The organism is Paracoccus sp. SSJ (assembly GCF_030234105.1).
Classification (GTDB): Bacteria; Pseudomonadota; Alphaproteobacteria; order Rhodobacterales; family Rhodobacteraceae; genus Paracoccus; species Paracoccus denitrificans.
Genome location: NZ_JASSPE010000006.1, coordinates 132206 through 157917, shown reverse-complemented (window position 1 = coordinate 157917; position 25712 = coordinate 132206). Strand labels below are relative to the sequence as shown.

General features: G+C 66.4%; 24 protein-coding genes and 2 tRNA genes. 17 read left to right on the top strand and 9 right to left on the bottom strand.

What is annotated here, in order from left to right; translation table 11 throughout:
* Nucleotides 1-233: 233 nt before the first annotated feature.
* Both clpA and gloB read right to left on the bottom strand, forming a co-directional pair.
* Nucleotides 234-2552, bottom strand: a complete 2319-nt coding sequence (gene clpA / locus QPR87_RS08745; RefSeq protein WP_011750047.1) for an ATP-dependent Clp protease ATP-binding subunit ClpA — start codon at nt 2550-2552, stop codon at nt 234-236.
* 261 nt (nt 2553-2813) lie between these two features.
* Nucleotides 2814-3560: a hydroxyacylglutathione hydrolase gene (gene gloB, locus QPR87_RS08740; RefSeq protein ID WP_104490902.1), complete on the bottom strand. Its 747-nt coding sequence runs from the start codon at nt 3558-3560 to the stop codon at nt 2814-2816.
* Nucleotides 3561-3611: 51 nt separating this feature from the next.
* Here gloB and QPR87_RS08735 point away from each other — a divergent pair, with 51 nt between their 5' ends.
* The 7 genes from QPR87_RS08735 to QPR87_RS08705 all read left to right on the top strand — a co-directional run bounded on the left by QPR87_RS08735 (nt 3612) and on the right by QPR87_RS08705 (nt 10032).
* A complete protein-coding gene (locus tag QPR87_RS08735; RefSeq protein WP_011750049.1) occupies nt 3612-4394 on the top strand; it encodes a class I SAM-dependent methyltransferase in 783 nt (260 codons plus the stop codon).
* Nucleotides 4395-4708: 314 nt separating this feature from the next.
* Nucleotides 4709-5269 (top strand): F0F1 ATP synthase subunit delta, encoded by a 561-nt coding sequence (locus QPR87_RS08730; protein WP_175474417.1) that lies wholly within the window; start codon nt 4709-4711, stop codon nt 5267-5269.
* Nucleotides 5269-6804: a F0F1 ATP synthase subunit alpha gene (gene atpA, locus QPR87_RS08725; protein WP_011750051.1), complete on the top strand. Its 1536-nt coding sequence runs from the start codon at nt 5269-5271 to the stop codon at nt 6802-6804. The genes QPR87_RS08730 and atpA overlap by 1 nt, the downstream gene beginning before the upstream one ends.
* 12 nt (nt 6805-6816) lie before the next feature.
* Nucleotides 6817-7689 (top strand): F0F1 ATP synthase subunit gamma, encoded by an 873-nt coding sequence (locus QPR87_RS08720; protein ID WP_011750052.1) that lies wholly within the window; start codon nt 6817-6819, stop codon nt 7687-7689.
* 17 nt (nt 7690-7706) lie between these two features.
* The gene (atpD, locus tag QPR87_RS08715; RefSeq protein ID WP_011750053.1) at nt 7707-9131 is read left to right on the top strand and encodes a F0F1 ATP synthase subunit beta; all 1425 of its coding nucleotides are present in this window, start codon (nt 7707-7709) and stop codon (nt 9129-9131) included.
* 9 nt (nt 9132-9140) lie between these two features.
* Nucleotides 9141-9587 (top strand): F0F1 ATP synthase subunit epsilon, encoded by a 447-nt coding sequence (locus QPR87_RS08710; protein WP_011750054.1) that lies wholly within the window; start codon nt 9141-9143, stop codon nt 9585-9587.
* Between the two features lie 94 nt (nt 9588-9681).
* Complete coding sequence (locus QPR87_RS08705) at nt 9682-10032, top strand: H-type lectin domain-containing protein (RefSeq protein WP_285049174.1); 351 nt, start codon at nt 9682-9684, stop codon at nt 10030-10032.
* Nucleotides 10033-10037: 5 nt separating this feature from the next.
* Here the strand turns inward: QPR87_RS08705 and QPR87_RS08700 are convergent, their stop codons facing one another.
* Nucleotides 10038-10823 (bottom strand): alpha/beta fold hydrolase, encoded by a 786-nt coding sequence (locus QPR87_RS08700; protein ID WP_104490905.1) that lies wholly within the window; start codon nt 10821-10823, stop codon nt 10038-10040.
* Nucleotides 10820-11419 (bottom strand): 2-hydroxychromene-2-carboxylate isomerase, encoded by a 600-nt coding sequence (locus QPR87_RS08695; RefSeq protein ID WP_285049172.1) that lies wholly within the window; start codon nt 11417-11419, stop codon nt 10820-10822. The genes QPR87_RS08700 and QPR87_RS08695 overlap by 4 nt, the downstream gene beginning before the upstream one ends.
* 81 nt (nt 11420-11500) lie before the next feature.
* Here QPR87_RS08695 and QPR87_RS08690 point away from each other — a divergent pair, with 81 nt between their 5' ends.
* Nucleotides 11501-12520: a ribose-phosphate pyrophosphokinase gene (locus tag QPR87_RS08690; protein ID WP_011750058.1), complete on the top strand. Its 1020-nt coding sequence runs from the start codon at nt 11501-11503 to the stop codon at nt 12518-12520.
* Nucleotides 12521-12588: 68 nt separating this feature from the next.
* Here the strand turns inward: QPR87_RS08690 and QPR87_RS08685 are convergent, their stop codons facing one another.
* The 3 genes from QPR87_RS08685 to rlmB form a co-directional block, all read right to left on the bottom strand.
* Nucleotides 12589-13041, bottom strand: coding sequence for a CoA-binding protein (locus QPR87_RS08685; protein ID WP_285049169.1), 453 nt, complete (start codon nt 13039-13041; stop codon nt 12589-12591).
* Between the two features lie 183 nt (nt 13042-13224).
* Complete coding sequence (locus tag QPR87_RS08680; protein WP_231000582.1) at nt 13225-13614, bottom strand: YHS domain-containing (seleno)protein; 390 nt, start codon at nt 13612-13614, stop codon at nt 13225-13227.
* A 124-nt stretch (nt 13615-13738) separates the two neighbouring features.
* Nucleotides 13739-14536, bottom strand: coding sequence for a 23S rRNA (guanosine(2251)-2'-O)-methyltransferase RlmB (rlmB, locus tag QPR87_RS08675; RefSeq protein WP_104490909.1), 798 nt, complete (start codon nt 14534-14536; stop codon nt 13739-13741).
* 164 nt (nt 14537-14700) lie between these two features.
* On the opposite strand from rlmB, the gene QPR87_RS08670 reads away from it, so the two are divergent.
* The 5 genes from QPR87_RS08670 (at nt 14701) to QPR87_RS08650 (ending at nt 19018) form a co-directional block, all read left to right on the top strand.
* A tRNA-Tyr gene (locus QPR87_RS08670) sits at nt 14701-14784 on the top strand.
* A 449-nt stretch (nt 14785-15233) separates the two neighbouring features.
* Complete coding sequence (locus QPR87_RS08665) at nt 15234-15494, top strand: hypothetical protein (RefSeq protein WP_285049165.1); 261 nt, start codon at nt 15234-15236, stop codon at nt 15492-15494.
* A gap of 527 nt (nt 15495-16021) precedes the next feature.
* Nucleotides 16022-17017 (top strand): ABC transporter substrate-binding protein, encoded by a 996-nt coding sequence (locus tag QPR87_RS08660; RefSeq protein ID WP_230999733.1) that lies wholly within the window; start codon nt 16022-16024, stop codon nt 17015-17017.
* Nucleotides 17018-17093: 76 nt separating this feature from the next.
* Complete coding sequence (locus QPR87_RS08655; RefSeq protein ID WP_011750090.1) at nt 17094-17975, top strand: ABC transporter permease; 882 nt, start codon at nt 17094-17096, stop codon at nt 17973-17975.
* Nucleotides 17972-19018 (top strand): quaternary amine ABC transporter ATP-binding protein, encoded by a 1047-nt coding sequence (locus QPR87_RS08650; protein ID WP_285049162.1) that lies wholly within the window; start codon nt 17972-17974, stop codon nt 19016-19018. Before QPR87_RS08655 ends, QPR87_RS08650 begins: the two co-directional genes overlap by 4 nt.
* A gap of 320 nt (nt 19019-19338) precedes the next feature.
* Here QPR87_RS08650 and QPR87_RS08645 read toward each other — a convergent pair.
* Nucleotides 19339-19428 (bottom strand) — tRNA-Ser (locus QPR87_RS08645).
* Between the two features lie 150 nt (nt 19429-19578).
* On the opposite strand from QPR87_RS08645, the gene QPR87_RS08640 reads away from it, so the two are divergent.
* From QPR87_RS08640 to QPR87_RS08625, 4 genes are read left to right on the top strand one after another with little or no spacing between them, the layout of a single operon-like run.
* The gene (locus QPR87_RS08640) at nt 19579-20685 is read left to right on the top strand and encodes an NUDIX domain-containing protein (RefSeq protein ID WP_285049160.1); all 1107 of its coding nucleotides are present in this window, start codon (nt 19579-19581) and stop codon (nt 20683-20685) included.
* A 34-nt stretch (nt 20686-20719) separates the two neighbouring features.
* Nucleotides 20720-21751, top strand: a complete 1032-nt coding sequence (locus QPR87_RS08635) for a cysteine synthase A (RefSeq protein WP_011750094.1) — start codon at nt 20720-20722, stop codon at nt 21749-21751.
* An 8-nt stretch (nt 21752-21759) separates the two neighbouring features.
* Nucleotides 21760-24252 carry a DUF3772 domain-containing protein gene (locus tag QPR87_RS08630; protein ID WP_285049157.1) on the top strand — a complete coding sequence of 831 codons (2493 nt, stop codon included), beginning with the start codon at nt 21760-21762 and terminating at the stop codon, nt 24250-24252.
* The gene (locus tag QPR87_RS08625; protein ID WP_230999737.1) at nt 24249-24635 is read left to right on the top strand and encodes a glyoxalase superfamily protein; all 387 of its coding nucleotides are present in this window, start codon (nt 24249-24251) and stop codon (nt 24633-24635) included. Before QPR87_RS08630 ends, QPR87_RS08625 begins: the two co-directional genes overlap by 4 nt.
* Here the strand turns inward: QPR87_RS08625 and QPR87_RS08620 are convergent.
* A complete protein-coding gene (locus QPR87_RS08620; protein WP_285049153.1) occupies nt 24632-25702 on the bottom strand; it encodes an AI-2E family transporter in 1071 nt (356 codons plus the stop codon). The two genes, QPR87_RS08625 and QPR87_RS08620, sit on opposite strands and share 4 nt — an antisense overlap.
* Nucleotides 25703-25712: the final 10 nt, after the last annotated feature.

Here is a 25712-nt window from a genome sequence, read left to right as displayed (position 1 = left end):
ACAACGGAAAGACAGGATCGGGAGCGGGAGAGTGCGTGTGTGATGTGCGGCGGGGCTGTTTGGAGTTCTGGCACCGTTGTGCCGAAGGTCCGCGAGTAGCGGGTGCCGGTTAAGCCCGCGGCGGGATCGTTTGCGGCATTCGGGGGGGGCGGTGGTCATGAGACGGTGAACCGCTTTTCTGGCTGCCTGAACCGAAAAGGGCGACGCCGGTTGGCATCGCCCTTGGGTCTGGATCAATCCGCGGTCAGCAGCGGCGGCTTGGAGTTGCTGATCCTGGGCGTTTCGGGGCCGGTGATGTCGAAGACCGGCTTGTCGTCCTCGATCCGCACCCGGACCACCCCGCCCTTGGTCAATCGGCCGAACAGCAACTCTTCGGCCAGGGGCTTCTTGATCGTTTCCTGGATCACGCGGCCCAACGGGCGGGCGCCCATCTTTTCATCATAGCCGCGTTCGGCCAGCCAGTCGGCGGCCTCGGCGGTCAGTTCGATATGGACGCCACGGTCGATCAGCTGGGCCTCGAGCTGGAGGACGAATTTCTCGACCACCTGCACGATGATCTCGCGCGAGAGCGGCGCGAAGCTGATGACCGCATCCAGGCGATTGCGGAATTCGGGCGTGAAGGTGCGCTCGATGGCGGCGGTATCCTCGCCCTCGCGCCGCTCGCGGCCGAAGCCGAAGGCGGCCTTGGCCTGGTCCGCCGCACCGGCGTTCGAGGTCATGATCAGGATCACATTGCGGAAATCCACCTGGCGGCCGTTATGGTCCGTCAGCTTGCCGTGATCCATGACCTGCAGCAGGATGTTGTAGACATCCGGATGCGCCTTTTCGATCTCGTCGAGCAGCAGCACGCAATGCGGATGCTGGTCCACGCCATCGGTCAGAAGCCCGCCTTGGTCGAAGCCGACATAGCCCGGAGGCGCGCCGATCAGCCGGCTGACCGCATGCTTCTCCATATATTCCGACATGTCGAAGCGCAGCAGCTCCACGCCGAGCGTCGAAGCGAGCTGCTTGGCGACCTCGGTCTTGCCGACGCCGGTCGGGCCCGCGAAGAGATAGTTGCCGATCGGCTTTTCAGGTTCGCGCAGCCCGGCCCGTGCCAGCTTGATGGCCGAGGACAGTGCCTCGATCGCCGCATCCTGGCCGAAGACCAGGCGCTTGAGCGTTGCGTCCAGGTCCTTGAGCACCGCCGCATCGTCCTTGGAGACGCTTTTCGGGGGGATGCGGGCGATCTTGGCCACCACTGCCTCGATCTCCTTGGGGCCGATGGTCTTGCGGCGCTTGCTTTCCGCGACCAGATGCTGCGCGGCGCCGGCCTCGTCGATCACGTCGATGGCCTTGTCGGGCAGCTTGCGGTCGTGGATGTAGCGTGCCGACAACTCGACCGCCATCTTGATCGCGTCATTGGTGTAGCGCAGGTCGTGATGCTTTTCGAAGCTGGGCTTCAGCCCCATCAGGATCTTGATCGTGTCGGGCACGGTCGGCTCGTTCACGTCGATCTTCTGGAAGCGGCGCGACAGCGCGCGGTCCTTTTCGAAATGCTGGCGGAATTCCTTGTAGGTGGTCGAGCCCATGCAGCGCAGCTTGCCGCCGGCCAATGCGGGCTTCAGCAGGTTCGAGGCGTCCATCGCGCCCCCGGACGTGGCGCCGGCGCCGATCACCGTATGGATCTCGTCGATGAAGAGGATGGCGTCGGGGTGGTCCTCCAACTCCTTGACGACGGCTTTCAGCCGCTCCTCGAAATCGCCGCGATAGCGGGTGCCGGCCAGAAGCGCGCCCATGTCGAGCGAGAAGATGGTCGAGCCCGCCAGCACGTCCGGCGTCTCGCCCCGGGTGATCTTCAATGCCAGCCCTTCGGCGATGGCGGTCTTGCCGACGCCGGGATCGCCGACCAGCAGCGGGTTGTTCTTGCGCCGGCGGCAGAGCACCTGGATGCAGCGCTCCACCTCGTCGGCGCGGCCGATCAGGGGATCGACATCGCCCTTGGCGGCCTTCTTGTTGAGGTCGACGCAATATTTCGCCAGCGCGGATTCGTCCTTGGCCTGGGCGGTTTCCGCCTGGGCCTGGTCCTGCTGTTCGGCGCCCTGGACCGGGCGGTTTTCCGAGAAGGACGGGTTCTTGGCGACGCCATGGGCGATGAAATTCACCGCGTCGTAGCGCGTCATGTCCAGTTCCTGCAGGAAGAAGGCGGCGTTCGATTCCCGCTCGGCGAAGATGGCGACCAGGACGTTCGCCCCCGTCACCTCGGTCCGGCCCGAGCTTTGGACATGGATCGCAGCGCGCTGGATCACGCGCTGGAATGCGGCGGTGGGGACGGCCTCGGAACCCTCGACATCGGTGATGAGGGTCGAAAGGTCGTCCTCGATGAACTCGACCAGCATCCGGCGCAACTCGTCCAGATCGACATTGCAAGCCCGCATCACCTTCACGGCATCGGGCTCTTCCGTCAGCGCGAGCAACAGGTGCTCGAGCGTGGCAAGCTCATGGCGATGTTCGTTGGCCAGCGCGAGCGCGGCATGGATGGCCTGTTCCAACGAGGTCGAAAAGGACGGCACTTCAAGCTCCTGTCAGTCGGCTGGCGGTATGGGCCGCCAGATTTAGCGGTCCACCTGACCAGACTGTCACGATACAGTTAAGATTTGGTGGATTGGCGCGCAATTCAAGCGGTATTTGCGTCCACGCCTGCGGATTCTCCGCGGTTGAGGCAGATGTGATAGCAGGCCGGCCGGATTTCAAGCATGCGGCCTTGCGGAATGGCCCTTGCGAAATGGACTGCCGCATCGTGCCGATTTTCCTTGCTGCGTTGCGGAAACACGTCAGAAGCGATCCTTCCTGGCGCGAAGCTCGGCAAAGACCGCGGCATCGGAAGCCCCTTGCAGGCCCAGGGAATCCGCCAGTTCCCTGACCCGCAGGAAAGGATTCGTGGCCCGCTCCTCGGCCAGGGTGGAGGGGGCGCAGGGGCGTTGGCCCGCCGCCGTCTCGGCCAGTCGTTTCTGCAATGCGGCGTTGCCGGGCTCCACCGACAGGGCGAAGGCGCCGTTGCCGCGGCAATAATCATGTCCCGAGCAAACCAGCGTTTCCGCAGGCAGGGCGTTCAGGCGCGAGAGGCTGGCCCACATCATGTCGGCATCGCCCTCGAACAGCCGGCCGCAGCCAAGCGCCATCAGGCTGTCGGCGGTGAACACCATGGCCGAGGCGGGCAGGTGAAAGGCGACATGGCCGATGGTGTGGCCCGGCACGTCGATGACCTCGGCGTCCTCTCCGCAAAGGGTGAAGCGTTCGCCAGGGCGGACGGGCTGGTCCAGGGGCGGCAGCCGGGTGGCGTCGCCGGCATTGCCTACGACCCAGGCCCCGGTCCTGTCCACCAACTCGGGCACGGCCTGGATATGGTCGGCGTGGTGATGGGTCAGCGCGATCTGGTCCAGCGACCATCCGCGCGCGGCCAATTCTGCCAGGATGGGTGCCGCTTCCGGCGCATCGACCAGCGCGGTCCGTCCGTTCCCGTGCAGGAGCCAGGCATAGTTGTCGGTCAGGCAGCGGACGGGAACGAGTTCCAGCGGCATTGGCAAATTCCTTTCTTTGCCGCAGTCTGGCCTTGCGAGGCGGGAGGCGCAATGCATCACGACGTATTCGAGCTGCGAAAATTCTATTATACCCGCGCCCTTGGCCGGGTGGTGCAGCGCGTGCTGCGCGACCGGCTCACCGGGCTATGGCCGCCCGACCAGGCGCAGGGCATGACCGTTGCCGGCTATGGATTCGCCGCGCCGCTGCTGCGGCCCTGGCTGACGCGGGCGCGGCGGGTGATCTCGCTGATGCCGGGGCCGCAGGGGGTGATGGCCTGGCCGGCCGGGCTGCCGAACTGCTCGGTCCTGTGCGAAGAGACGGCCTGGCCGCTGGATACGGGCAGCGTCGACCGGCTGGTGCTGCTGCACGCGCTGGAGACGGCGGACCATCCGGCCGCGCTGATGGACGAGGCGTGGCGCGTCCTGGGACCGGGCGGGCGGCTGCTGGTGATGGTGCCGAACCGGGCCGGGCTCTGGGCCCGATCCGAGACCACGCCCTTCGGCTTCGGCCGCAGCTATACCGCAGGCCAGCTGGAGGTGCAGGCCCGCGCGGCGGGCTTCGTGACCGAGCGCACGGGGGCGGCGCTCTACATCCCGCCCTCGGATCGGCGGTTCTGGCTGAAAAGCGCGCAGATGTGGGAACGCGCGGGGCTGCGCATCAGCCAGGTGCTGGTTGCCGGCGTGGTGCTGACCGAGTTCAGCAAGCAGGTGCAGGCGCCGGTCGGGCCGGGGCGGCGCGTCAGCGTGCCGAGCCCGCTCGACGTGCTGGAGGGTATCGCCCGGCCGCGCCCGGCGGGGCAGGGCGCGGGGCGGACGGCGCGCGATCCGGGCTGAGGCGCGAGGCCGGTCGCCCGCGGCGAATCCCCTCGCGTGGGGCGGCCGCGGCGAAATCTTTCCGCGCGCGAGCGGCCTGCCGGGCGAGGTGTTTGCGCAATCGGTTGCGGCCGGGCCTCGGCCAAGGGTCGCAAACGCTCATTTTTCCGTGTTCAAGGCGGTTGCGGCAGGGAAAATCACCTGCTAGAGACGCCGCAGATTTCGGGAAGGCTCTAGCCGAATTATGCCAGGGCCCGCCCTTGACCCGCGCTCCGCGACAGACCGGCCCGCCAGCCGGCCCGCCAGCGGAGCTTGCGCTAACCGGAAGGATGACCGTGGCCAATTCCGCTTCGATTTCCGCTGATATCGCCGGGCGTTACGCGCAGGCCCTGTTCGATCTGGTCAGGGACTCGGGCGGCATCGACGCCCTGTCCTCCCAGATCGACGACCTGGCCTCGGCCTATGACGCCAGCCAGGACCTGCGCGACCTGACCCTCTCGCCCCTTTACGACCGCCAGCAGCAAGAGGCCGCGGTCGGCGCGCTGTCCGAGCGCATGGGCCTGTCGGCCGAGCTGGCCAACACCCTGCGCCTGCTGGCCCGCAACCGCCGGCTGTTCACGCTGCCGCAATTCGTGGCCAAGCTGCGCAACCTGATCGCGGATGCGAAGGGCGAAGTCACCGCCGACGTGGTCAGCGCCCAGGCGCTGACGGACGAACAGAAGGCCCGGCTTGCCGATACGCTGGCCGCGAAATCGGGCAAGACGGTGAAACTGAACGCGCGCGTCGATGAAAGCCTCATCGGCGGCATGATCGTCAAACTGGGCTCGCAGATGATCGACAGTTCGATCCGCTCGAAGCTCGCCTCCCTCCAGAATGCTATGAAAGAGGTCGGATAATGGGAATCCAGGCAGCCGAAATCTCGGCCATCCTCAAGGATCAGATCAAGAATTTCGGTCAGGACGCCGAGGTGGCCGAGGTCGGGCAGGTGCTGTCCGTCGGTGACGGCATCGCCCGCGTCTATGGCCTGGACAAGGTTCAGGCCGGCGAGATGGTCGAATTCCCGGGCGGCATCCGCGGCATGGTGCTGAACCTTGAAACCGACAACGTCGGCGTCGTGATCTTCGGCGACGACCGCGACATCAAGGAAGGCGACACCGTCAAGCGCACCGGCGCCATCGTGGAAGTCCCCGCCGGCAAGGAACTGCTGGGCCGCGTCGTCGACGCGCTTGGCAACCCGATCGACGGCAAGGGCCCGCTGAACGCCTCCGAGCGCCGCATCGCCGACGTCAAGGCCCCCGGCATCATGCCGCGCAAATCGGTGCACGAGCCGATGGCGACCGGCCTGAAATCGGTGGACGCCATGATCCCGGTCGGCCGCGGCCAGCGCGAGCTGATCATCGGCGACCGCCAGACCGGCAAGACCGCCATCGCGCTGGACACCATCCTGAACCAGGCGAACTACAACGGCCGCGAGGCCGATGGCATGAAGACCCTGCACTGCATCTATGTCGCCGTCGGCCAGAAGCGCTCGACCGTGGCCCAGCTGGTGAAGAAGCTGGAAGAGACCGGCGCCATGGCCTACACGACCGTCGTGGCCGCGACCGCCTCGGACCCGGCGCCGATGCAGTATCTGGCGCCCTATTCGGCCACCGCGATGGGCGAATATTTCCGCGACAACGGCATGGATGCGCTGATCATCTATGACGACCTGTCGAAACAGGCCGTGGCCTATCGCCAGATGTCGCTGCTGCTGCGCCGCCCGCCGGGGCGCGAAGCCTATCCGGGCGACGTGTTCTACCTGCATTCGCGCCTGCTGGAGCGTTCGGCCAAGCTGAACGAGGCCAATGGCGCCGGCTCGCTGACCGCGCTGCCGATCATCGAGACGCAGGCGGGCGACGTGTCGGCCTACATCCCGACCAACGTGATCTCGATCACCGACGGCCAGATCTTCCTGGAAACCGAACTGTTCTTCCAGGGCATCCGCCCGGCCGTGAACACCGGCCTTTCGGTGTCGCGCGTGGGTTCCGCGGCGCAGACCAAGGCGATGAAATCCGTCGCCGGCCCGGTCAAGCTGGAACTGGCCCAGTATCGCGAGATGGCGGCCTTCGCGCAGTTCGGCTCGGACCTCGACGCCGCGACGCAGAAACTGCTGAACCGCGGTGCGCGCCTGACCGAGTTGATGAAGCAGCCGCAATACTCGCCGCTGACCAATGCCGAGATCGTCATCGTCATCTATGCCGGCACCAAGGGCTACCTGGACGGCATCCCGGTTCGCGACGTGACCAAATGGGAGCATGGGCTGCTCCAGTATCTGCGCAACCAGAAGGCCGATCTGCTTGAGGACATGACCAAGAACGACCGCAAGGTGGCGGGCGAGCTTGAAGATGCGATCAAGGCAGCGCTGGACGGTTACGCCAAGACCTACGCCTGAGGGGAGGGATAGATGCCCAGCCTCAAGGACCTCAAGAACCGGATCGGCAGCGTCAAGAACACGCGCAAGATCACCAAGGCGATGCAGATGGTCGCCGCCGCGAAACTGCGCCGTGCGCAGGAAGCGGCGGAAGCCGCGCGTCCCTATGCCGACCGGATGGCCGCTGTCATGGCCGGGCTGACCGCTGCGGCGGCGGGCTCGGACATGGCGCCGCGGCTGCTGGCGGGGACCGGCGAAGACCGCCGCCACCTGCTGGTGGTGATGACTTCGGAGCGCGGGCTTGCGGGCGGGTTCAACTCGTCCATCGTCAAGCTCGCCCGCCTGCGCCTGCAAGAGCTGCAGGCACAGGGCAAGCAGGTGTCGATCCTGACCGTGGGCAAGAAGGGCCGCGAGCAGCTCAAGCGCGAATATGGCGACCTTTTCGTCAATCACGTCGATCTGAGCGAAGTGAAGCGCATCGGCTATGACAACGCGCGCGCCATCGCGGACGAGATCCTGGATCGGTTCGACAACGGCGAGTTCGACGTGGCGACGCTGTTCTACAACCGCTTCGAGTCCGTCATCAGCCAGGTTCCGACCGCGCGGCAGGTGATCCCCGCCGTGATCGAAGAAGGCGAGGCGGGTGCTTCGTCGCTCTACGACTACGAACCGGACGAGAACGCGATCCTGAACGACTTGCTGCCGCGCTCGGTGGCGACGCAGGTCTTTGCGGCGCTGCTGGAGAACGCGGCGTCCGAGCAGGGCGCGCGGATGACCGCCATGGACAACGCCACGCGCAACGCCGGCGACATGATCGACAGGCTGACGACGGTCTACAACCGCTCGCGTCAGGCCGCGATCACCAAGGAACTGATTGAAATCATCTCGGGCGCAGAGGCGCTCTGACACGTAGAGGTAGAGACATGGCAGAGGCCAATGGAAAAATCACGCAGGTGATCGGCGCCGTCGTCGACGTGCAGTTCGACGGTCAGCTTCCTGCGATTCTGAACGCTCTGGAAACCGAGAACAACGGCAAGCGCCTGGTGCTGGAAGTGGCCCAGCACCTGGGCGAGAACACCGTCCGCACCATCGCCATGGACGCGACCGAAGGTCTGGTCCGTGGCCTGCCGGTCAAGGATACCGGCGGCCCGATCATGGTTCCGGTCGGCGACGCGACGCTGGGCCGCATCCTGAACGTCGTCGGCGAGCCCGTCGACGAAGGCGGCCCCGTCGAAGCGACCCAGACCCGCGCCATCCACCAGCAGGCCCCGGATTTCGCCGCCCAGGCGACCGCGTCCGAGATCCTGGTCACCGGCATCAAGGTCATCGACCTGCTGGCTCCCTATTCCAAGGGCGGCAAGATCGGCCTGTTCGGCGGCGCCGGCGTGGGCAAGACGGTTCTGATCATGGAACTGATCAACAACATCGCCAAGGTGCACTCGGGCTATTCGGTGTTCGCGGGCGTCGGTGAACGGACCCGCGAGGGCAACGACCTTTACCACGAGATGGTGGAATCGGGCGTCATCAAGCCGGACGACCTGTCGAAATCCCAGGTGGCGCTGGTCTATGGCCAGATGAACGAGCCTCCGGGGGCGCGGATGCGCGTTGCGCTGACCGGCCTGACCGTGGCCGAGCAGTTCCGCGACGCCACTGGGACCGACGTTCTGTTCTTCGTCGACAACATCTTCCGCTTCACCCAGGCGGGTTCGGAAGTGTCGGCGCTTCTGGGCCGCATCCCCTCGGCCGTGGGCTACCAGCCGACGCTGGCCACCGACATGGGTGCGATGCAGGAACGCATCACCTCGACCAAGAACGGCTCGATCACCTCGATCCAGGCCGTCTACGTCCCGGCCGACGACCTTACCGACCCGGCCCCGGCCACGACCTTTGCGCACCTCGACGCCACGACCGTGCTGTCGCGCGCGATCTCGGAACTGGGCATCTACCCGGCCGTGGACCCGCTCGACTCGAACTCGCGGATCCTTGATCCGGCGGTTGTCGGCGAAGAGCATTACCAGGTCGCCCGCGACGTCCAGGGCATCTTGCAGAAATACAAGTCGCTCCAGGACATCATCGCCATTCTCGGCATGGACGAACTGTCGGAAGAGGACAAGCTGACCGTGGCCCGCGCCCGGAAGATCCAGCGTTTCCTGTCGCAGCCCTTCGACGTCGCCAAGGTCTTTACCGGCTCGGACGGCGTGCAGGTGCCGCTGGAGGACACGATCAAGTCGTTCAAGGCGGTCGTGGCCGGCGAATACGACCACCTGCCGGAAGCGGCCTTCTACATGGTCGGCGGCATCGAGGATGTGAAAGCCAAGGCTCAGCGTCTCGCCGCTGACGCGGCGTAAGGGGGCGACATGGCCGACACGATGCAGTTCGACCTCGTCTCGCCGGAACGGAACCTGGTTTCCGTCCCGGTGCGCGAGGTGCGCCTGCCCGGCGCCGATGGCGACCTGACGGCGATGCCCGGCCATGCGCCGGCCATCGTCAACCTGCGCCCCGGTCTGGTGACCGTGGTGGCTGGGGACGGGTCCGAGACGGAATTCGCGGTGACCGGCGGTTTCGCCGAGATCAACAACGAATCCGTCACCCTGCTGGCCGAACGCGGACATCCCCGCGCCGAGATGACGCAAGAGGTCTTCAACGAGATGATGGCCCAGGCCCGTCGTCGCGTCGAAGCCGCCAAGGAGCGCGAATCCGCCGGAGAGGAGCTGGTCGCCGCCGCGGTCAAGCTGCTGGCCGACATGGAGGCGCTTGGCACGCATATCGGGCTCGATCCGAACCATGCGAATTTCCCGCATTAGGCGGGATCTGTCCAGAAGATAGAAAGCCCCGGTTTTTCCGGGGCTTTATTCATTCGCCGTCGTGGCATTTCGTGATGCGCGGGAGGAGCGTGAATTGCGACGTTTTGAACATTTCGCGGTCGGCGTCGCCAGTGGCTCGGCCGAGATGTTTTCGGCCTTCGAGGATGGCGGGCCGATGTGGACCGGGCAGGGCCCCCGGGTCGAGTCGCAGGCGATCCTATTCGACGAAAGTTTCGTCGAACCTCCGGTGGTCCATGTTTCGCTGAGCATGTGGGACCTGGATCGGCACGCCAATCAACGGGCCGATATCCAGGCGGTGAACATCACCCCACAGGGGTTCGATCTGCAATTCCGCACCTGGGGCGATACCCGCGTCGCGCGGGTGCGCGCCAGTTGGATGGCGATCGGCCCCTTGCGGCACGAGGATGACTGGGACCCGGATTGATCCGCTCAGGCGCGGTCCAGGTTCAGCCCGATCAATTCAGCCACCTGCCGGGGGTGGGTGATCGGCAGCATGTGGCCCGCACCGGGAACGCGGGCGCGTCCGACATCGGGCAGCCGTGCCGCCAGCGCATCGGCAATCGCCGGAATGACGGGGGGCGAATCCTCGCCCATGACGATCAGCACCGGCGCGTCGATGGCTTCAAGCCCGTCCGGCCGCAGGATATTGGCGGTATCCCGGCGCAGCGCATCGTTGCTGGCCTGGACCAGATGGATCTGCCGCGCCAGCCGCGCCTTGCCGGACGGCGTTTGCGAATCCCAGTCGAGCCCGCCCCAGACACCAAGGAAGGCGCGGGCCGCCTCGGCATCCTCTCCGGCGGCGAGACGGGCCGCGACATCGTCCAGCAGCGCGTCGTTGAAGGCTTCGGGCGCCGCTGCGAACAGCACCGGCTCGATCAGGGTCAGGCTGCGCACGGCCTCGGGGGCGGCGACGGCGATGCGCAGCGCCACGGTCGCGCCCATGCTGTGGCCGATCAGGTCCAGCGGCCGGTCGATCAGCGCGGCGGCCTCGCGCGTGACGAAGGTATGGTAGTCCGGCATTGTGCCTTCCCAGTCCGGGCCTTCCCAGTCCGGGCTTTGCCCATGACCGGGCAGGTCGGGGGCGCTGATCCGCGCCCGCTCGCGCAGCGTCTCGGCGATCGGCCCCCAATAGACGCCGTTGCCCATCATGCAATGCAGCGCCAGCGCCGGGCGGTCCTCGTTGCCCGGCCAGCGTCTCAGATGCAGCGCGCTCACAGGCTTGCCAGGTGGCGGTCGAGGAAATCCAGCCGGTCCTGGCCCCAGAACCGCTCGCCGGTCTCGCGCACCACATAGAACGGCGCACCGAAGACCCCGGCCTCGACCGCCTGCTCCAGATTGCGGCCGAAGGTCTCGGCGCCGACGAACAGGCCCTTGTCGGCCAGGTCGGGGTCGAAGCCCGCAGCCGCCAGCTTCTCACGGATCACCGCATCATCGGCGATGTCCGCATCCTCGGCCCAGACGGCGCGCAGAAAGCCCTGCACGAGGCCGGGCAGGTTGCCGCCGCCCGCCTCTTGCGCGGCGATGATGGCATAGGACGAGGGCGCGGGGTTCACCGGCCAGAAGGCAGGCTTCGGGTTCAGCGCCATGCCCAGATGCCGGGACCAGCGTTGCAGCTCCTGGGCGCGGTATTCCAGGCGCGACGGGTGGCGGTTCGCGGGGCGGACGCCGCCGGTGCGGTCGAAAAGCTGCAGCAGATCGACGGGCTTGTAGGTGATCGTCGCGCCGTGCCGGCCCGCGATCTCCTCCAGCCGGTTGCCGGCGAGATAGCTCCAGGGGCTGGGTGTGCCGAAGTAATAGTCGATATGCGCCATCAGTGTGCCTCCGGGGTTTGCGGGCAAGCTAGCCCGGTGCTAAGCGGGGTGCAATCGCACGAATCCAGACAGGGAAAGCCCATGCCGGCCATGACCGAACCGAAGCTTATCGCGGGGAATGCGAACCGGCCTCTGGCCAATGCCATCGCCCGGCGCATGTCGATGCATCGCGGGATGAACGTCGCCCCCATCGAGGCGCGGGTCGAGCGCTTCAACGATCAGGAAATCTTCGTCGAAGTCTATGAGAACGTCCGCGGCGAGGACATGTTTATCATCCAGCCGACCTCGAACCCGGCCAATGACAACCTGATGGAACTGCTGATCATGACGGATGCGCTGAAGCGCTCGTCGGCGGCGCGCATCACGGCGGTGATCCCCTATTTCGGCTATGCCCGGCAGGACCGCCGCGCCAAGGCCCGCACGCCGATCAGCGCCAAGCTGGTGGCGAACCTGTTGACCGAGGCGGGCGTGGACCGCGTGCTGACGCTGGACCTGCATGCCGCGCAGATCCAGGGCTTTTTCGACATTCCGGTGGACAACCTCTATGCCGCGCCGGTCTTTGCGCTGGACATCAAGCATCATTTCCGCGAGCGGCTCTCGGACCTGATGGTGATCTCGCCCGACGTGGGCGGCGTGGCGCGGGCGCGCGAACTGGCGCAGCGCATCGGCGCACCGCTGGCCATCGTGGACAAGCGCCGCGAGAAGCCGGGCGAGGTGGCCGAGATGACCGTGATCGGCGACGTGACCGGCAAGACCTGCATCATCGTCGACGACATCTGCGACACGGCCGGCACGCTGTGCAAGGCGGCGCAGGTCCTGACCGAGCACGGCGCGACCGAGGTCCACGCCTATATCACCCATGGCGTCCTGTCCGGCCCGGCGGTCGAGCGGGTGCAGGGCTCGGTGATGAAATCGCTGGTCATCACCGATTCCATCGAGCCGACCGAAAAGGTGAAATCGGCCTCGAACATCCGCATCGTGCCGACCGCGCCGATGTTTGCGCAGGCGATCCTGAACATCTGGAACGGCACTTCGGTCAGCTCGCTGTTCGAGGTGGACACGCTGGGTCCGATCTACGAAGGGCTCTATTCGGGCGTCTGATCGCCCTTGCCGCAAAAAAGGCCCCGGTCCGAATGGAACCGGGGCCTTTTTCATGCGGCTTTCGCAGCTCAAAGAAAGCGCGGGAACTCGATCTTCGGGCAACGATCCTCGATCACCGTCAGGCCGCGCGCGCGGGCACGGCTGGCCGCATGGGCATGGCGGATGCCAAGCTGCATCCAGATCGTGCCCAGCCGGGGCAGGTGCCCCATGGCCTGCTCGACGATGGCGGGCACGACCTCGGCCCGACGAAAGATGTCCACCATGTCCACCACCACATCGGGCGGAAGCGCACGCAGGTCGGGATAGACCCGTTCGTCCAGGATGGTGCCGCCCGCATGGCCCGGATTGACCGGGATGATGCGGTAGCCCTGGGATTTCAGGTAGCGGGCGACGCCCCAGGATGGTCGAGCCTCGTTCGGCGACAGGCCGACGATGGCGATGCAGCGCGTCGTCCGGGCGATGCGCGCAATGTCATCATCGACCGGCGAGGAGCCGATATCGCGAAGTACTGCCAGGTTCATGTGATCCTCCCCCAGATCTCAACCGAAAGTGGCATGGAAAAAGCGCCCGGTCCAGAGGTCTGGCCGGGCGCAAGTCGCGGAACGAGGGACAGTGATCTGAACATGACCGTTCCGTGGCCATGTTCGGTAAATAAATGGGAACCGTGGCCAAAAAGTTCCACCTTGATCGCAAAAAAGTGAAATTCAGGGGTTCATCCGGGTCCAGGCGGCCTTGGCGCGCATCAGAATGCGCTGCGGATCGGCAAGAAGCCGCTCACGCGCCTGTTCCGAGCGCACAAAATACGTGCGCTGGCCGATCACCACGAAATAGCGCGGATTCCCGGGTTCCGAGCGGCCTTCGGACAGGGCGAGGACGCAAAGCCCGCCCAGGCCGGGGGCGTAGGCCCGTGGATTGGCCTCGAAAAGATTGCGGTTCTGCTCGCTGGCGAAATGCCAGGCCTGTCCGCGCCACACCGTGACCAGATCGGTACGCCCGGGCACGGCGGCGTGCTCGGTCCCGTAAGAGACCGGATCCATGCCATCCAGTGCCCAATCCTGCGCCATTGCCCCGCCAAAGGGCAGGGCAAGGATCATGCTGGCGAGAATCGGTCGAATCATGGCGGTGCGCGGATGAGGGAGCTGTGTTACCGATCTGGCAAATCGGCCGAGGATTCTCAACCGGGACGGGCGGTTTCTAGCGCCGATGTGAAGCCTCGGCTCAGATCTGTGAAGCGGCGTAAAGCGCCACCGCGGCCGCGTTCGAGACGTTGAGCGAGCCGAAATCCGCAGCAAAGGGAATGCGCAGGATGCGGTCGCAGGTCTCGCGCGTGCGTTCGCGCAGGCCCGGCCCCTCGGCGCCGAGCACCAGGCAGATCGCCCGGCCCGACAGGTCGCGCAGCGCCTCGGGCAAGAGCTCGTCCCCGGTGCCGTCGAGGCCCAGCACGGTATAACCCATGGATTGCAGCTCGATCAGCGTATCGGCCAGGTTGGTGACCCGCAGATAGGGCTGGCGTTCCAACGCGCCCGAGGCGGTCTTGGCCAGCGCGCCGGTCTCGGGCGCGGAATGCCGCGCCGGCGCGATGACCGCGCGCGCGCCAAAGACTTCGGCCGAACGCAGGATGGCACCGACATTATGCGGGTCGGTCACCCGGTCCAGCGCCACCAGCAGCGGGCGGCCCGGCCCGGACAGCGCCAGATCGGCCAAGCTGCCCCATTTCAGCGGCCTGACCTCCAGCGCGGCGCCTTGATGCACGCTTTCGGCGGGCAGCGGCACCGCGCGGTCGAAGGTGCGGGCGTCCACGATTTCATGCGCCAGGTCCGGCGGCAGTGGGCCGAGCCGGTCCAGCGCGTTCCGCGTGACCACCAGCCGCAGCTTTTCGCGCCTGGGATTGGCCAGGGCGTCGCGCACCGCATGCAGGCCGAAGAGCCAGACGGTTTCGGCCGCGGCGGCGCGGCGCGCGCGCTCCTTGTCGATGACCCAGGTGGGTTTCTTGGATTTCTGTGGTTTCTCGGCCATGTCGCATTCCCGGTTGCCCCTCCGACTGCGCAGAAAATGCCGCCGAATGCAACCGTCGCGACGGTGCGGCAGGGGCTGCAAGGAAGTGCGACTTTTCCGCTGATCCCTGCTTGACGCCCCCTGCCGGGCGGGATAATCACCGCCTCACGCCGAGAGCGTTCGGCGGGCGACGTGCTGCAAGGTGCGGCAGCGGACTGTAACTCCGCCGGGGAGACCCATGCCTGGTTCGATTCCAGGGTCGCCCACCATTAAACCCTGTAATCCAATATTATCCCTGTGTTTTCCGGTGGCGCTTTCCTGATCCGCCAGCCGATCGGTGATGGTGCGCGACAGGTGCGTCGGGACGCGGCGATTGGCAGACGGTCATCGCAACGGCCTGCCATGTAGCCATGCATCGTGGGGACTCGCGACCGGATTGCGGATGCGCAGTCGCGGATCTCGCGAATCCGGCTGACAGACGAAACGTCCGTTCTGGTCGTGAACGGTCATTCGCGACTCTCGCAGAGAGTGACTTCTGTCGGCACCGAACGGAAGGCCGGGTTTTCACCCGGCCCGCTTCCATGCGACCGGCGGGATGCAAGCGCGTCAGGTCGCGATGCGAGGGTGACAGGTAAAGGGAAGCGCCGATGAGCCGGCCCGGAATGATCCGCATCAGTCCTGAGGAACGGTGCCGCCGGGCCATGGCCGGGAAACGGTGATGGCGATCCTGGCTCGGCTGCTTCTTTCCGTGGCGTGCGGCCTTGTTCTGAGCATCGTCTTTGCCGTGCTTTTCGTGCCGGTCTATACCCTGCTTCTGGACTGGGAGCATTTCTGCCTGCGAGGCATCAACGGCGGCGTGAAGGGGTGCCTGAGGGACATCCCTATGGGCGCGCTGATATTCGGCCCGCTCTTTTCCATCGTCGGGCTGGTCGTCGGGACTCCGATCATTTTCGCCTGGTTTTCGGCACGCGCGAAATAGCCGGAAGCATGCAGCCCATCGAACGAGCGGGGTCGGCATGGCATGTCCTCCCGGCCGTTCCGATCGCTCCCTGACATTGCCTGCGAGCCGACCCGTGCCGCGCGTTCGTCCAGCCGAAGGCGGCGCGAGAATGGTCGTGAGGGCGCTGCGCTAAGAGGGGTTCAGCGCCCCTCAGCGCTGATACCATGGCGGGTTTGCGCGCCTTCGTGAGCGGACGCCATTGATGAAAACGCGGTAAGACGTAGGGGCCGGCGGGGCGGGCATGGGCCAGTGATCTTGTCGGATTGCCATGCCGGAATCGGGCGTCGGGAGGCTGGCGCAAGGCCCTGTTCATGCGCAATCCCGAAGCGGATTTGAAGTTTTCGCACAAGACGGTATAATCGCTGCCACCGAAATCGGGGCCTTTGCCCCATTCCACGCAACAGGGTCGCATCCGACCCGCGGAGGTGACCGGCGCTGAGCGCCGGTTGGTTTCGCCCCCTGCGCCGCTTCATGTGCGCGCATTGAAAATCCGGAGAGAACGTTTGATGGGCAAATTTCTTGCTTCGACTACGCTTGCCTTCATGGCACTGGCCGTCCCCGCATTCGCCGCTGACGAGGAATGCGGCAGCATCACCGTGGCAGAGATGAACTGGGCCTCGGCGGGGCTGGCGGCGTGGGTCGACAAGATCATCCTCGAAGAGGGCTATGGCTGCGACGTGGCGCTGGTCTCGGGCGATACGATGCCGACTTTCGCGTCGATGAACGAAAAGGCCCAGCCGGACATGGCCCCCGAGTTGTGGGTCAACGCGGTCAAGGAGCCGCTGGACCAGGCGGTCGCGGAAGGGCGGATCGTGATCGCCTCGCAGATCCTGTCCGATGGCGGGGTCGAGGGCATCTGGGTGCCGACATGGTTGGCCGAAGAGCACAACATCCACACGCTCAAGGACGCGCTGGAACATCCAGAACTGTTCCCCGGCGCCGAGGACAGCAGCAAGGGCGCCTGGTTCGGCTGTCCCTCGGGCTGGGCCTGCCAGGCGATCAACCGCAACCAGTTCGTCGGCTCGGGCGCTGCGGACAAAGGGTTCGAACTGGTCGATTCCGGCTCGGCCGCCGCGCTGGACGGCTCGATCGCGCGGGCGGCGAACCGCAAGGAGGGCTGGCTGGGCTATTACTGGGCACCCACCGCCATCCTGGGCCAGTATGACATGACCCGGCTGGAACTCGAGGCCGAATTCGACCGCGAGCGCTGGGACAATTGCATGGTCAAGCCCGACTGCGTCGATCCGCAGGTGACGGAATGGCCGGTCTCGGACGTCTATACCGCCGTGACCAAGGAGTTCGCCGACAAGGCCGGCGTGGCCATGGATTACGTCAAGACCCGGGCCTGGAGCAACGAGACCGTCAACGCTATGCTGGCCTGGATGGTCGAGAACCAGGCCAGCAACGAGGATGCCGCCTATGAGTTCCTCGAACGGCACGAGGACATCTGGACCGAATGGGTTCCCGCCGAAGTGGCCGACAAGGTCAGGGCCGCCCTTTAATCCGCGCCATCGCGCCTGACGGGCAAGGTCGCGGGTCGCGGCCTTGCCCATTTCCGTTTCCAAAGGACGAAAAGACATGGACCTGATCCGTTTCCCGGAAATGAGCCGCGGAAACCTGCGCGCGATGCGCCAGACCGTCGACGGCGCCTTCCGCGACTTCACCCGCGCCTGGGGGGATACGCTGGAGGCGATCTTTGCGCCGCTGCAAAGCCTGCTGACCTTTATCGAGAACCTGTTGATCCGATCGCCCTGGATCGCGGTGCTTGCGGTGCTGGCGGCAGGCATCTGGCTGGTCAGCCGAAGCTGGAAGATCGCGCTGGGATCGGTGCTGGCGCTGCTGGTGGTCGGCTATTTCGGCATGTGGGAGGACACGATGCGCACCATTGCCATGGTCGCGGTCTGCACCCTGATCGCCGTGGTGCTGGGCATCCCCGTCGGCATCCTCATGGCGCAGTCGAACCGGATGAATGCCATGGTGACGCCGATCCTGGACATGATGCAGACCATGCCCAGCTTCGTCTACCTGATCCCGGTGGTGATGATCTTTGGCTTGGGCAAGGTGCCGGGGCTGATCGCGGTGGTGATCTATGCCATCCCGCCGGTGATCCGGCTGACCAACCTGGGCATCCGGCAGGTGGCGCCCGACGTGCTGGAGGCGGCCGAGGCCTTCGGCTCGTCCAGTTGGCAAAAGCTGCGCGACGTGCAATTGCCGCTGGCCTTGCCGACGATCATGGCCGGGATCAACCAGACCATCATGATGAGCCTCGCCATGGTCGTCGTCGCCTCGATGATCGGGGTGCGCGGGTTGGGCCAGCCGGTGCTGCAAGCGATCAACCAGCAATATTTCACCATGGGGGTGATGAACGGCCTGGCCATCGTCGCCATCGCCATCATCATGGACCGCACCACGCAGGCCTACGGCAAGCGGCTGCAAAAGCACACGGAGGCCGGCAAATGAACAAGGCGGGCACGCATGACATCGAGATCCGCGATCTCTACAAGATCTTCGGCCCCGAGGCCGGGCAGCATGTCGAGGCGGTCAAGGCCGGGCTGACCAAGGCCGAGTTGAACGACCGCCACAACCATGTCCTGGGGTTGCAAGACATCAACCTGACCATCCCGCATGGCCGCATCACGGTCGTCATGGGGCTGTCCGGCTCGGGCAAGTCGACGCTGATCCGGCATATCAACGGGCTGATCCGGCCGACGGCGGGGCAGGTGCTCTATGACGGCATGGACGTGGTGACCATGACCCCGGCGCAGCTGCGCGATTTCCGCCGGCAAAAGACGGCGATGGTGTTCCAGAAATTCGCGCTGTTGCCGCATCGCACGGTGCTGCGCAACGTGGCCTATGGGCTGGACATCCGCGGCATCGCCGAGGCCGAGGAACGCGCGCGGCACTGGATCGACCGCGTCGGATTGCAGGGTTACGAGGACTATTATCCCCGCCAGCTTTCCGGCGGCATGCAGCAGCGCGTGGGCCTGGCACGGGCGCTGGCCAACGATGCCGAGATCCTGCTGATGGACGAGGCGTTTTCGGCGCTGGACCCGCTGATCCGCATGGACATGCAGTCGATCCTGCTGGAATTGCAGCAGGAGTTGCGCAAGACCATCATCTTCATCACCCACGACCTGGACGAGGCGCTGCGGCTGGGCGACAAGATCGCGATCCTGCGCGACGGCGCGATGGAGCAGGTGGGCAACGGGCAGGAAATCGTCCTGCGCCCCGCCAATGCCTATATTGCTGAATTCGTGCGCGAGGTGAATCGGGGTCGCATCATCGAGGCGCGGACCATCGCCACGCCCGCCACTCAGGGCCGCGCGTTGCCGGACTTCACCGTCAAGGCGCGCTCGAAGCTGGATCTGGTCGCGCGCCGCATGACCAAGGCCGGCATGTCCGAGGCGCAGGTCCGCGACGGGGAGGTTCTGGTCGGCACCATCGATCTGCCGGCCATCCTGGAGGCGATGGTCAACCCGGCGGATGCGGCGAGCGACGACTGAGGCCAGCCCGCATCATGCGCCCTCGCCGACAATGGGGGATGGTCGCTGATTCCCCCGGCGCTGGCGTGGGCCGTGGATAGGGCGGCATGCCCCGGGATCAACCTTGCCCGTCCGGCCCGACGGGCGAAGTTCCGGCAGGAGCCTGAACGGGCCCTTCGAACCGAGCCCGGTTCAACATGCAAATGCCGCCGACAAGCCAGCGGGCGCCACGGCACCAGCCAAGCGCCCGTTTTCGCGAATTTCCGGATGGATCGATTTGTTCCGGGAATTGGAGCCCGAATTGCTCGCCATCGAATTTTCCAAATGAAATCAATTGGAAATGGCGGAGAGGGTGGGATTCGAACCCACGGAACCCGTGAAGGCTCAACGGTTTTCGAGACCGCCCCGTTCGACCACTCCGGCACCTCTCCGCGCTTTTCGGGTGGTGGCGGCGATGTAGACGGGCGGGGGTTGAAGCGCAAGGGGCTTCGCGCCAAAACCGCGAAAAATTTCTCTTACGGGTGAATCATGGTCAGAAAACGCAGCACCAGCCGGATCGCGAACTCCAGGAGGCTGCAACCATGCCGCTGCTGATCGGACCGCTTGCCCATCCGCTTATCCGTGCCCGGCTTGCCCCCCAGGCGACCGAGGCCGGGTCGCTGCAAGCTGCGCTGATTGGCGGCGGGCTGGCCGGGATCGCGCCCGATGGCTGGCCACGGCTTGCTGCGGGCGATGATCGCCTGCCGCTCTGGCAGGCCGACTGGACGCCCGCCCTGCGCCGCTATGCCGAGATCTTCGGGCTCGCCCCGCAGCATCACCAGGGGCAGGAGTTGCTGGGCCTGGGCGAGCCCGCGAGCGATGCGCCGCAATGGCAGCCGGAACTGGCCGCCGCGATCGCCGACTGGTTGCTGGGGCTGCCCGGGAATCGCCCGGCGGAGGCGATCCGCAAGCGCCTGCCGATGATCGCAAGCTGGGTGGCCTCGCGTCTGCGCGCCGAAATCGAGACGGCAAACCTGCCGCATGTCGGGCCCGCGGCCATCGACCGGGTCAGGATCGATTCGGTCGAGGAACCCCATGCCGAGTATTTCTCGGTCGAGGCGATCCGGTTGAGCCAGCACCGCAACGACGGCGGCTGGACCGAGCCGCTTGCGCGCGCGGTCTTCGTCTCGGGCGACGCGACGGTGGTGCTGCCCTGGGATCCGGTGCGCGACCGGGTGATGCTGATCGACCAGATGCGGGCCGGGCCGCTGGCGCGCGGCGATGCGCAGCCCTGGCTCTACGAGACCGTGGCCGGCCGCGTCGATGCCGGCGAAACCCCGGAACAGGCCGCCCGGCGCGAGGCGGTCGAGGAGACGGGCATCGCCCTTTTGCAACTCTTCCCGGCGCCGCACAACTATCCCAGCCCCGGGGCCGTGGCGGAATACCTCTATCTTTATGTCGGCATCGCCGACCTGCCGGACGACAGCGCCGGGCTTGGCGGGCTTGCGACCGAGGACGAGGACATCCGCTCGCATCTGGTCCCGCGGGCCGAACTGACCCGCATGGCGCTGGCGGGCGAGATCCGCAACGGGCCGCTTCTGAATCTCGCGCTGTGGCTGGAATTGCGCCACCACGAAATCCGCCGCGAACTGGGGCAGGGGACCGAGACCGCCCTGGCGGGGTTGCCGCCATCGGTCGGCGGCGTGTAAACCGGGCGGGAACATCCTGCGAAAGGCCAAGCCCATGCGCATCTGCCCCGACCTCGCCTCTGCCATCGGCAATACCCCCCTGATCCGGCTGCGCCGCGCCTCGGAAGAGACCGGCTGCGAGATCCTGGGCAAGGCCGAGTTCATGAATCCGGGCCAGTCGGTCAAGGATCGCGCCGCGCTCTACATCATCAAGGACGCGGTGGCGCGGGGCGAGCTGAAGCCGGGCGGCACCATCGTCGAGGGCACGGCGGGCAATACCGGCATCGGCCTGGCGCTGGTCGGCGCCTCGATGGGCTTCCGCTCGGTCATCGTCATCCCCGAGACGCAGAGCCAGGAGAAAAAGGACATGCTGCGCCTCGCGGGGGCCGAACTGGTCGAGGTGCCGGCGCAGCCCTACAAGAACCCCAACAACTATGTGCGCTATTCCGGCCGCCTGGCCGAGGAACTGGCCAGGACCGAGCCGAACGGCGCCATCTGGGCCAACCAGTTCGACAATGTCGCCAACCGCGAGGCGCATCTGCACACCACCGGCCCCGAGATCTGGGAACAGACCGGCGGCCGCGTGGACGGCTTCATCTGCGCCGTCGGCTCGGGCGGGACGCTGGCGGGCGTCGCCATGGCGCTGCAGCCCAAGGGCGTGAAGATGGGGCTGGCCGATCCCGAGGGCGCGGCGCTTTACAGCTTCTATACCGAAGGCAAGTTCGAATCGCCCGGCTCCTCCATCACCGAGGGCATCGGCCAGGGCCGGATCACCGCCAACCTGGAAGGCTTCACCCCGGATTTCGCCTATCGCATTTCGGATGCCGAGGCGCTGCCGGTGATCTTCGACCTGCTGGAATACGAGGGGCTGTGCCTTGGCGGCTCGTCGGGGGTGAACGTCGCCGGCGCGATCCGCATGGCAAGGGACATGGGCCCCGGTCACACCATCGTGACGGTGCTTTGCGACTATGGCACGCGTTACCAGACCAAGCTCTTCAACCCCGACTTCCTGCGGGCCAAGGGCCTGCCGGTGCCGGAATGGATGACGCGCAAGCCGGCGGACCTGCCCGAGGTTTACGAGGACTGATCCGAACCATGCCCCGCCTCGCCGCGCTGTCCCGGCTCGCATCGCTGATCCTGGTGCTGTTTCTGGCGCTGAACCTGCCCGCCCTTGCCCAGCAAGAGCAGGAGGCGCCGGATCTTGCCGCCTGGGACAAGCAGGCCGAGCAGGCCGAGCAGATCGTGGCATCGGGCTCGGCCAACGATGTCCGCTTGCAGGCCATCCGCGAAGAGGTGGTGAAATGGCGCGAGCGGCTGAAGGCGGGGCAGGGTATCAACGCCACCCGCATCGCCACGCTCAAGGACCAGATCGCCGCGCTGGGGACACCCCCTGCCGAGGGCCAGACCGAGCCCGAGGAGATCGCCGCCCGCCGCAAGGAACTGAACGAGCAGCTTGCCACGTTGCAGGCACCGGGCTTGCAGGCGGTCGAAGCCTATGGCCGCGCCGACGGCATCGTCGCCCAGATCGACCAGACGCTGCGCGCCCGCCAGACCTTTGCGCTGATCCGCAAGACGCCCACGCCGCTGAACCCGGCGAACTGGGGACCGGCCATGGCCGAAGCGGGCCATGTCGCCGGACAGATCTATGCCGAGGCGCGGGCGCGCTGGGACGGCACCGGCGGCATGTCCGGCTTTACCCAGCGCCTGCCGCTGATCGGGGGTTTCCTGCTGGTGGCGCTGATCCTGCTGTCGCGGGGCCGGCACTGGATCGATTCGCTGCCCTCTCGGCTGTCGGCGCGGGCCAGCGAGCGGTCGCGCGCGGCGCTGATCTTCGGCGTCTCGCTGGGCCAGATCGCCATCCCGCTGATCGGCGTGATCCTGTTCGCGGCGGCGCTGGCCTCGACCGACCTGCTCGACGACTGGGGCCTGCCGCTTCTGCGCTCGGTGCCGGCGGCGGGGCTGTCCTTCTTTGGCGGCATCTGGCTTGGGCGGCAGCTGTTCCCGGCCGCCGATACCGCCGTCCAGCCGCCCCTGCCGATGGACGAGGAGCGCCGTGCCAAGGCACGTTTCCGCGTCACGCTGCTGGCTTCGGCGTTGGCGCTGCACCAGCTTTTCGCCCGCTCGATCCTGCCGCTTTCCGGCTTCAACAGCCAGAACGACAGCGGCACCGTGCCCCAGCGCCTCAGCGAGGCTTCGGCCGGGGTCTGGCACTTCCTGCTGATCCTGTTCGGGGCCTTCTGCCTGTTTAGGCTGTGCAACCTGCTGCGCGGGCTGCGCCCCGCCGAAGCGGCTGATACGCCCGATTACCGCGTCCGCGTGGTAAGCTTTCTGGCCATGACGGGGCGGCTGGCGGCGCTTGTCGCGCCGGTGCTGGCGGCGGCGGGCTATGTCACGGCGGGCAATGCGCTGCTCTGGGCGCTGGTGCTGACGCTGGCGCTGGTCGGGCTGCTGGTCATCCTGCAGGATTTCATCGCCGATCTTTACGCCCTGGCCAAGGGCGGCGACCAGTCGGCGCGGGATGCGCTGATGCCGGTGCTGATCGGATTCGCGCTGATCCTGCTGTCGCTGCCGCTTTTCGCGCTGATCTGGGGCGCGCGCGCCAGCGACCTGGCCGAGGCCTGGACCAAGGCGCAGCAGGGCTTTTCCTTCGGCGGCGTGCGGCTGTCGCCCATGGCGATGCTGACTTTCCTGATCGTCTTTGCCGCCGGCTATTTCCTGACCAATTTCGTGCAGGGCGCATTCCGCAGCTCGATCCTGCCCAAGACGAAACTGGACTCGGGCGGGCAGAATGCGGTCGCCTCGATGATCGGTTATGTCGGGCTGGCGCTGGCGGCGGTCTTTGCCGTCACCTCGGCCGGGATCGACCTGACCTCGCTGGCCTTCGTCGCCGGTGCGCTTTCCGTCGGCATCGGTTTCGGCATGCAGCAGGTGGTGTCGAACTTCGTCTCGGGCATCATCCTGCTGGTCGAGCGTCCCATCGCCGTCGGCGATTGGATCGAGGTCGGCGGCCAGCAGGGCGTCGTCAAGAAGATGGCGGTGCGCGCCACGCAGATCCAGACCTTCGACCGCACCCAGGTGATCGTGCCGAACTCGAACCTGATCACCCAGCCGGTCACGAACTGGACGCGCGGCAGCCTGTCGGGCCGGATCATCGTGCCGGTCACCGTCTCGCATGGTTCGGACAGCCGCAATGTCGCCGAGCTGCTGCGCGAGATCGCCGAGGATCAGCCCACGGTGCTGATCAACCCGGCGCCCGCCGTGCTGTTGCGCAGCATCACCGCCGACGGGCTGAACTTCGAACTGCGCGCCGTGCTGTCGGACATCAACGGCGGGTCCGGGGTTTCGTCCGAGATCAACCACCAGATCCTCGAACGCTTTGCGGCGGCCGGCATCGTCCTGCCGGGCAGCACCCGCCCCTCGCGCGACATCTTCCTGCATGGCGAGGCCGAGGGGCCCGCGCCGGCGCCGAAACCCGCGCCCGCCGCGGCAGCTGATCCGCGCAAGACCACGCCGCAGGAGGCCGAGGCGCATGACAGCGGCGAATTCGGTCCCTCCGGCATGCAGGACGACGACGGAGGCCGCGCATGACCTCACCCGAGGAACCGCGCTTCCTGGCCGCCATCCCCGTCCTGCGCAGCTTCGACGAGGGCAAGGCGCGGGAATTCTACTGCGGCTTCCTGGGCTTCTCGGTCACGTTCCAGCACCGTTTCGCACCCGGCCTGCCGCTTTACTTCGAAGTCGAGCGCGCCGGGCTAAGGTTGCACCTGTCCGAGCATCACGGCGATGCCTGCCCGGGCGCCACGGTCTTCGTGCCGATGCGGGGTGTTGCGGCCTTCCATGCCGAGCTGAGCGCGCGGCGCTACGCCTTCAATCGGCCGGGCCTTGAAGAGCTGCCCTGGGGCATGCAGGTCGAGGTGATCGACCCGTTCGGCAACAGGATCCGCTTTTGCGAAAGGCCGGGCGAAGGCTAGCGGCGCAGGCCGCTGGCCGGCTCCTGCTCGGGCAGGCCCTCTTGCGACAGCATGATCGCGACCGGGCGCAGCCAGGGGATCTGGGCGCAGACGATCATGATCGCCACCATGATCGGCACGGCCAGGAACGTGCCGGCGATGCCCCAGACCACGCCCCAGAACGCCAGCGACAGCACGATCCCGAACGAGGACAGCCGCAGCGTCTGGCCCAGCAGCATCGGGTCGAACACATTGCCGATGATGAACTGCACTGCCACGGTCAGCCCGCCCACGGTCAGCGTCACCGTCGGATCGCCGGTCTGCGCCAGCACCATGGCGATGGTGATGACCGTGGCCGCGATCGAGCCCAGCGTCGGGATGAAGTTCAGGATGAAGGTCAGCATGGCCACCGCCCCGGCCAGTTCCAGCCCCTGCACCCGAAAAATCGTCCAGATCAGCCCCGCCGTGACCGCGCTGATCGCCGCCTTGACCACCAGATAGCGGTTCACCCGGCGCATGATCTTGTGGACCGTCTCCAGCACCTGCCGGGCCTGGTCCGGGTCGCCGGTCAGGCGCTCGATCTTGATCGGGAACCAGATCCGTTCGCTGAACATGAAACCGACGAAGGTCAGGATCAGCACCGAGCCCGAGATCAGGTTCGACGCCTGCGCCGCCGCCGAGCGTATCCAGCCGGCGAAATCTATGCTGGCCATGAAGGTGCCGATCGCCTCCTGCACGTTCGGCCCCCAGCGTTGGCTGAGCCGCGCCAAGGCCGCCTGCGCCCGGTCGGCATAGGCGATCGAGGTCGAGACCACCTCGTTCACCTGCGCCACCAACGCCGTCGCGGCCCAAAGCAGGCCGACTGCGATGGCGATCAGCGCCAGCGTCGTCGCCAGCCAGTTCGGCACCTTCAGCCGGGCAAAGGCCGAAATCGCGTCGCTGGTCAGCGAGAAGATGATGATGGCCAGCACCAGGCAGATCAGGATGAAGCGCGCCTGTACCAGCAGGAACAGGATCAGGCCAAAGGCGATCACGCCCAGAAAGCCGGTCTGCAACCGCTCGCTCAGATGCGAGTCCCGCCCGTCCAATCGCGTACCC

What these genes read in the sequence shown, in the direction of transcription:
- QPR87_RS08735 (WP_011750049.1), top strand. Translation starts at nt 3,612, where the DNA reads ATGCATCACGACGTATTCGAGCTGCGAAAATTCTATTATACCCGCGCC.
- QPR87_RS08680 (WP_231000582.1), bottom strand. Translation starts at nt 13,614, where the DNA reads ATGATCCTTGCCCTGCCCTTTGGCGGGGCAATGGCGCAGGATTGGGCA.
- QPR87_RS08690 (WP_011750058.1), top strand. Translation starts at nt 11,501, where the DNA reads ATGCCGGCCATGACCGAACCGAAGCTTATCGCGGGGAATGCGAACCGG.
- QPR87_RS08665 (WP_285049165.1), top strand. Translation starts at nt 15,234, where the DNA reads ATGGCGATCCTGGCTCGGCTGCTTCTTTCCGTGGCGTGCGGCCTTGTT.
- rlmB (WP_104490909.1), bottom strand. Translation starts at nt 14,536, where the DNA reads ATGGCCGAGAAACCACAGAAATCCAAGAAACCCACCTGGGTCATCGAC.
- QPR87_RS08695 (WP_285049172.1), bottom strand. Translation starts at nt 11,419, where the DNA reads ATGGCGCATATCGACTATTACTTCGGCACACCCAGCCCCTGGAGCTAT.
- atpD (WP_011750053.1), top strand. Translation starts at nt 7,707, where the DNA reads ATGGCAGAGGCCAATGGAAAAATCACGCAGGTGATCGGCGCCGTCGTC.
- QPR87_RS08710 (WP_011750054.1), top strand. Translation starts at nt 9,141, where the DNA reads ATGGCCGACACGATGCAGTTCGACCTCGTCTCGCCGGAACGGAACCTG.
- QPR87_RS08630 (WP_285049157.1), top strand. Translation starts at nt 21,760, where the DNA reads ATGCCCCGCCTCGCCGCGCTGTCCCGGCTCGCATCGCTGATCCTGGTG.
- QPR87_RS08625 (WP_230999737.1), top strand. Translation starts at nt 24,249, where the DNA reads ATGACCTCACCCGAGGAACCGCGCTTCCTGGCCGCCATCCCCGTCCTG.
- QPR87_RS08635 (WP_011750094.1), top strand. Translation starts at nt 20,720, where the DNA reads ATGCGCATCTGCCCCGACCTCGCCTCTGCCATCGGCAATACCCCCCTG.
- gloB (WP_104490902.1), bottom strand. Translation starts at nt 3,560, where the DNA reads ATGCCGCTGGAACTCGTTCCCGTCCGCTGCCTGACCGACAACTATGCC.
- QPR87_RS08660 (WP_230999733.1), top strand. Translation starts at nt 16,022, where the DNA reads ATGGGCAAATTTCTTGCTTCGACTACGCTTGCCTTCATGGCACTGGCC.
- QPR87_RS08685 (WP_285049169.1), bottom strand. Translation starts at nt 13,041, where the DNA reads ATGAACCTGGCAGTACTTCGCGATATCGGCTCCTCGCCGGTCGATGAT.
- atpA (WP_011750051.1), top strand. Translation starts at nt 5,269, where the DNA reads ATGGGAATCCAGGCAGCCGAAATCTCGGCCATCCTCAAGGATCAGATC.
- QPR87_RS08655 (WP_011750090.1), top strand. Translation starts at nt 17,094, where the DNA reads ATGGACCTGATCCGTTTCCCGGAAATGAGCCGCGGAAACCTGCGCGCG.
- QPR87_RS08640 (WP_285049160.1), top strand. Translation starts at nt 19,579, where the DNA reads ATGCCGCTGCTGATCGGACCGCTTGCCCATCCGCTTATCCGTGCCCGG.
- QPR87_RS08650 (WP_285049162.1), top strand. Translation starts at nt 17,972, where the DNA reads ATGAACAAGGCGGGCACGCATGACATCGAGATCCGCGATCTCTACAAG.
- QPR87_RS08720 (WP_011750052.1), top strand. Translation starts at nt 6,817, where the DNA reads ATGCCCAGCCTCAAGGACCTCAAGAACCGGATCGGCAGCGTCAAGAAC.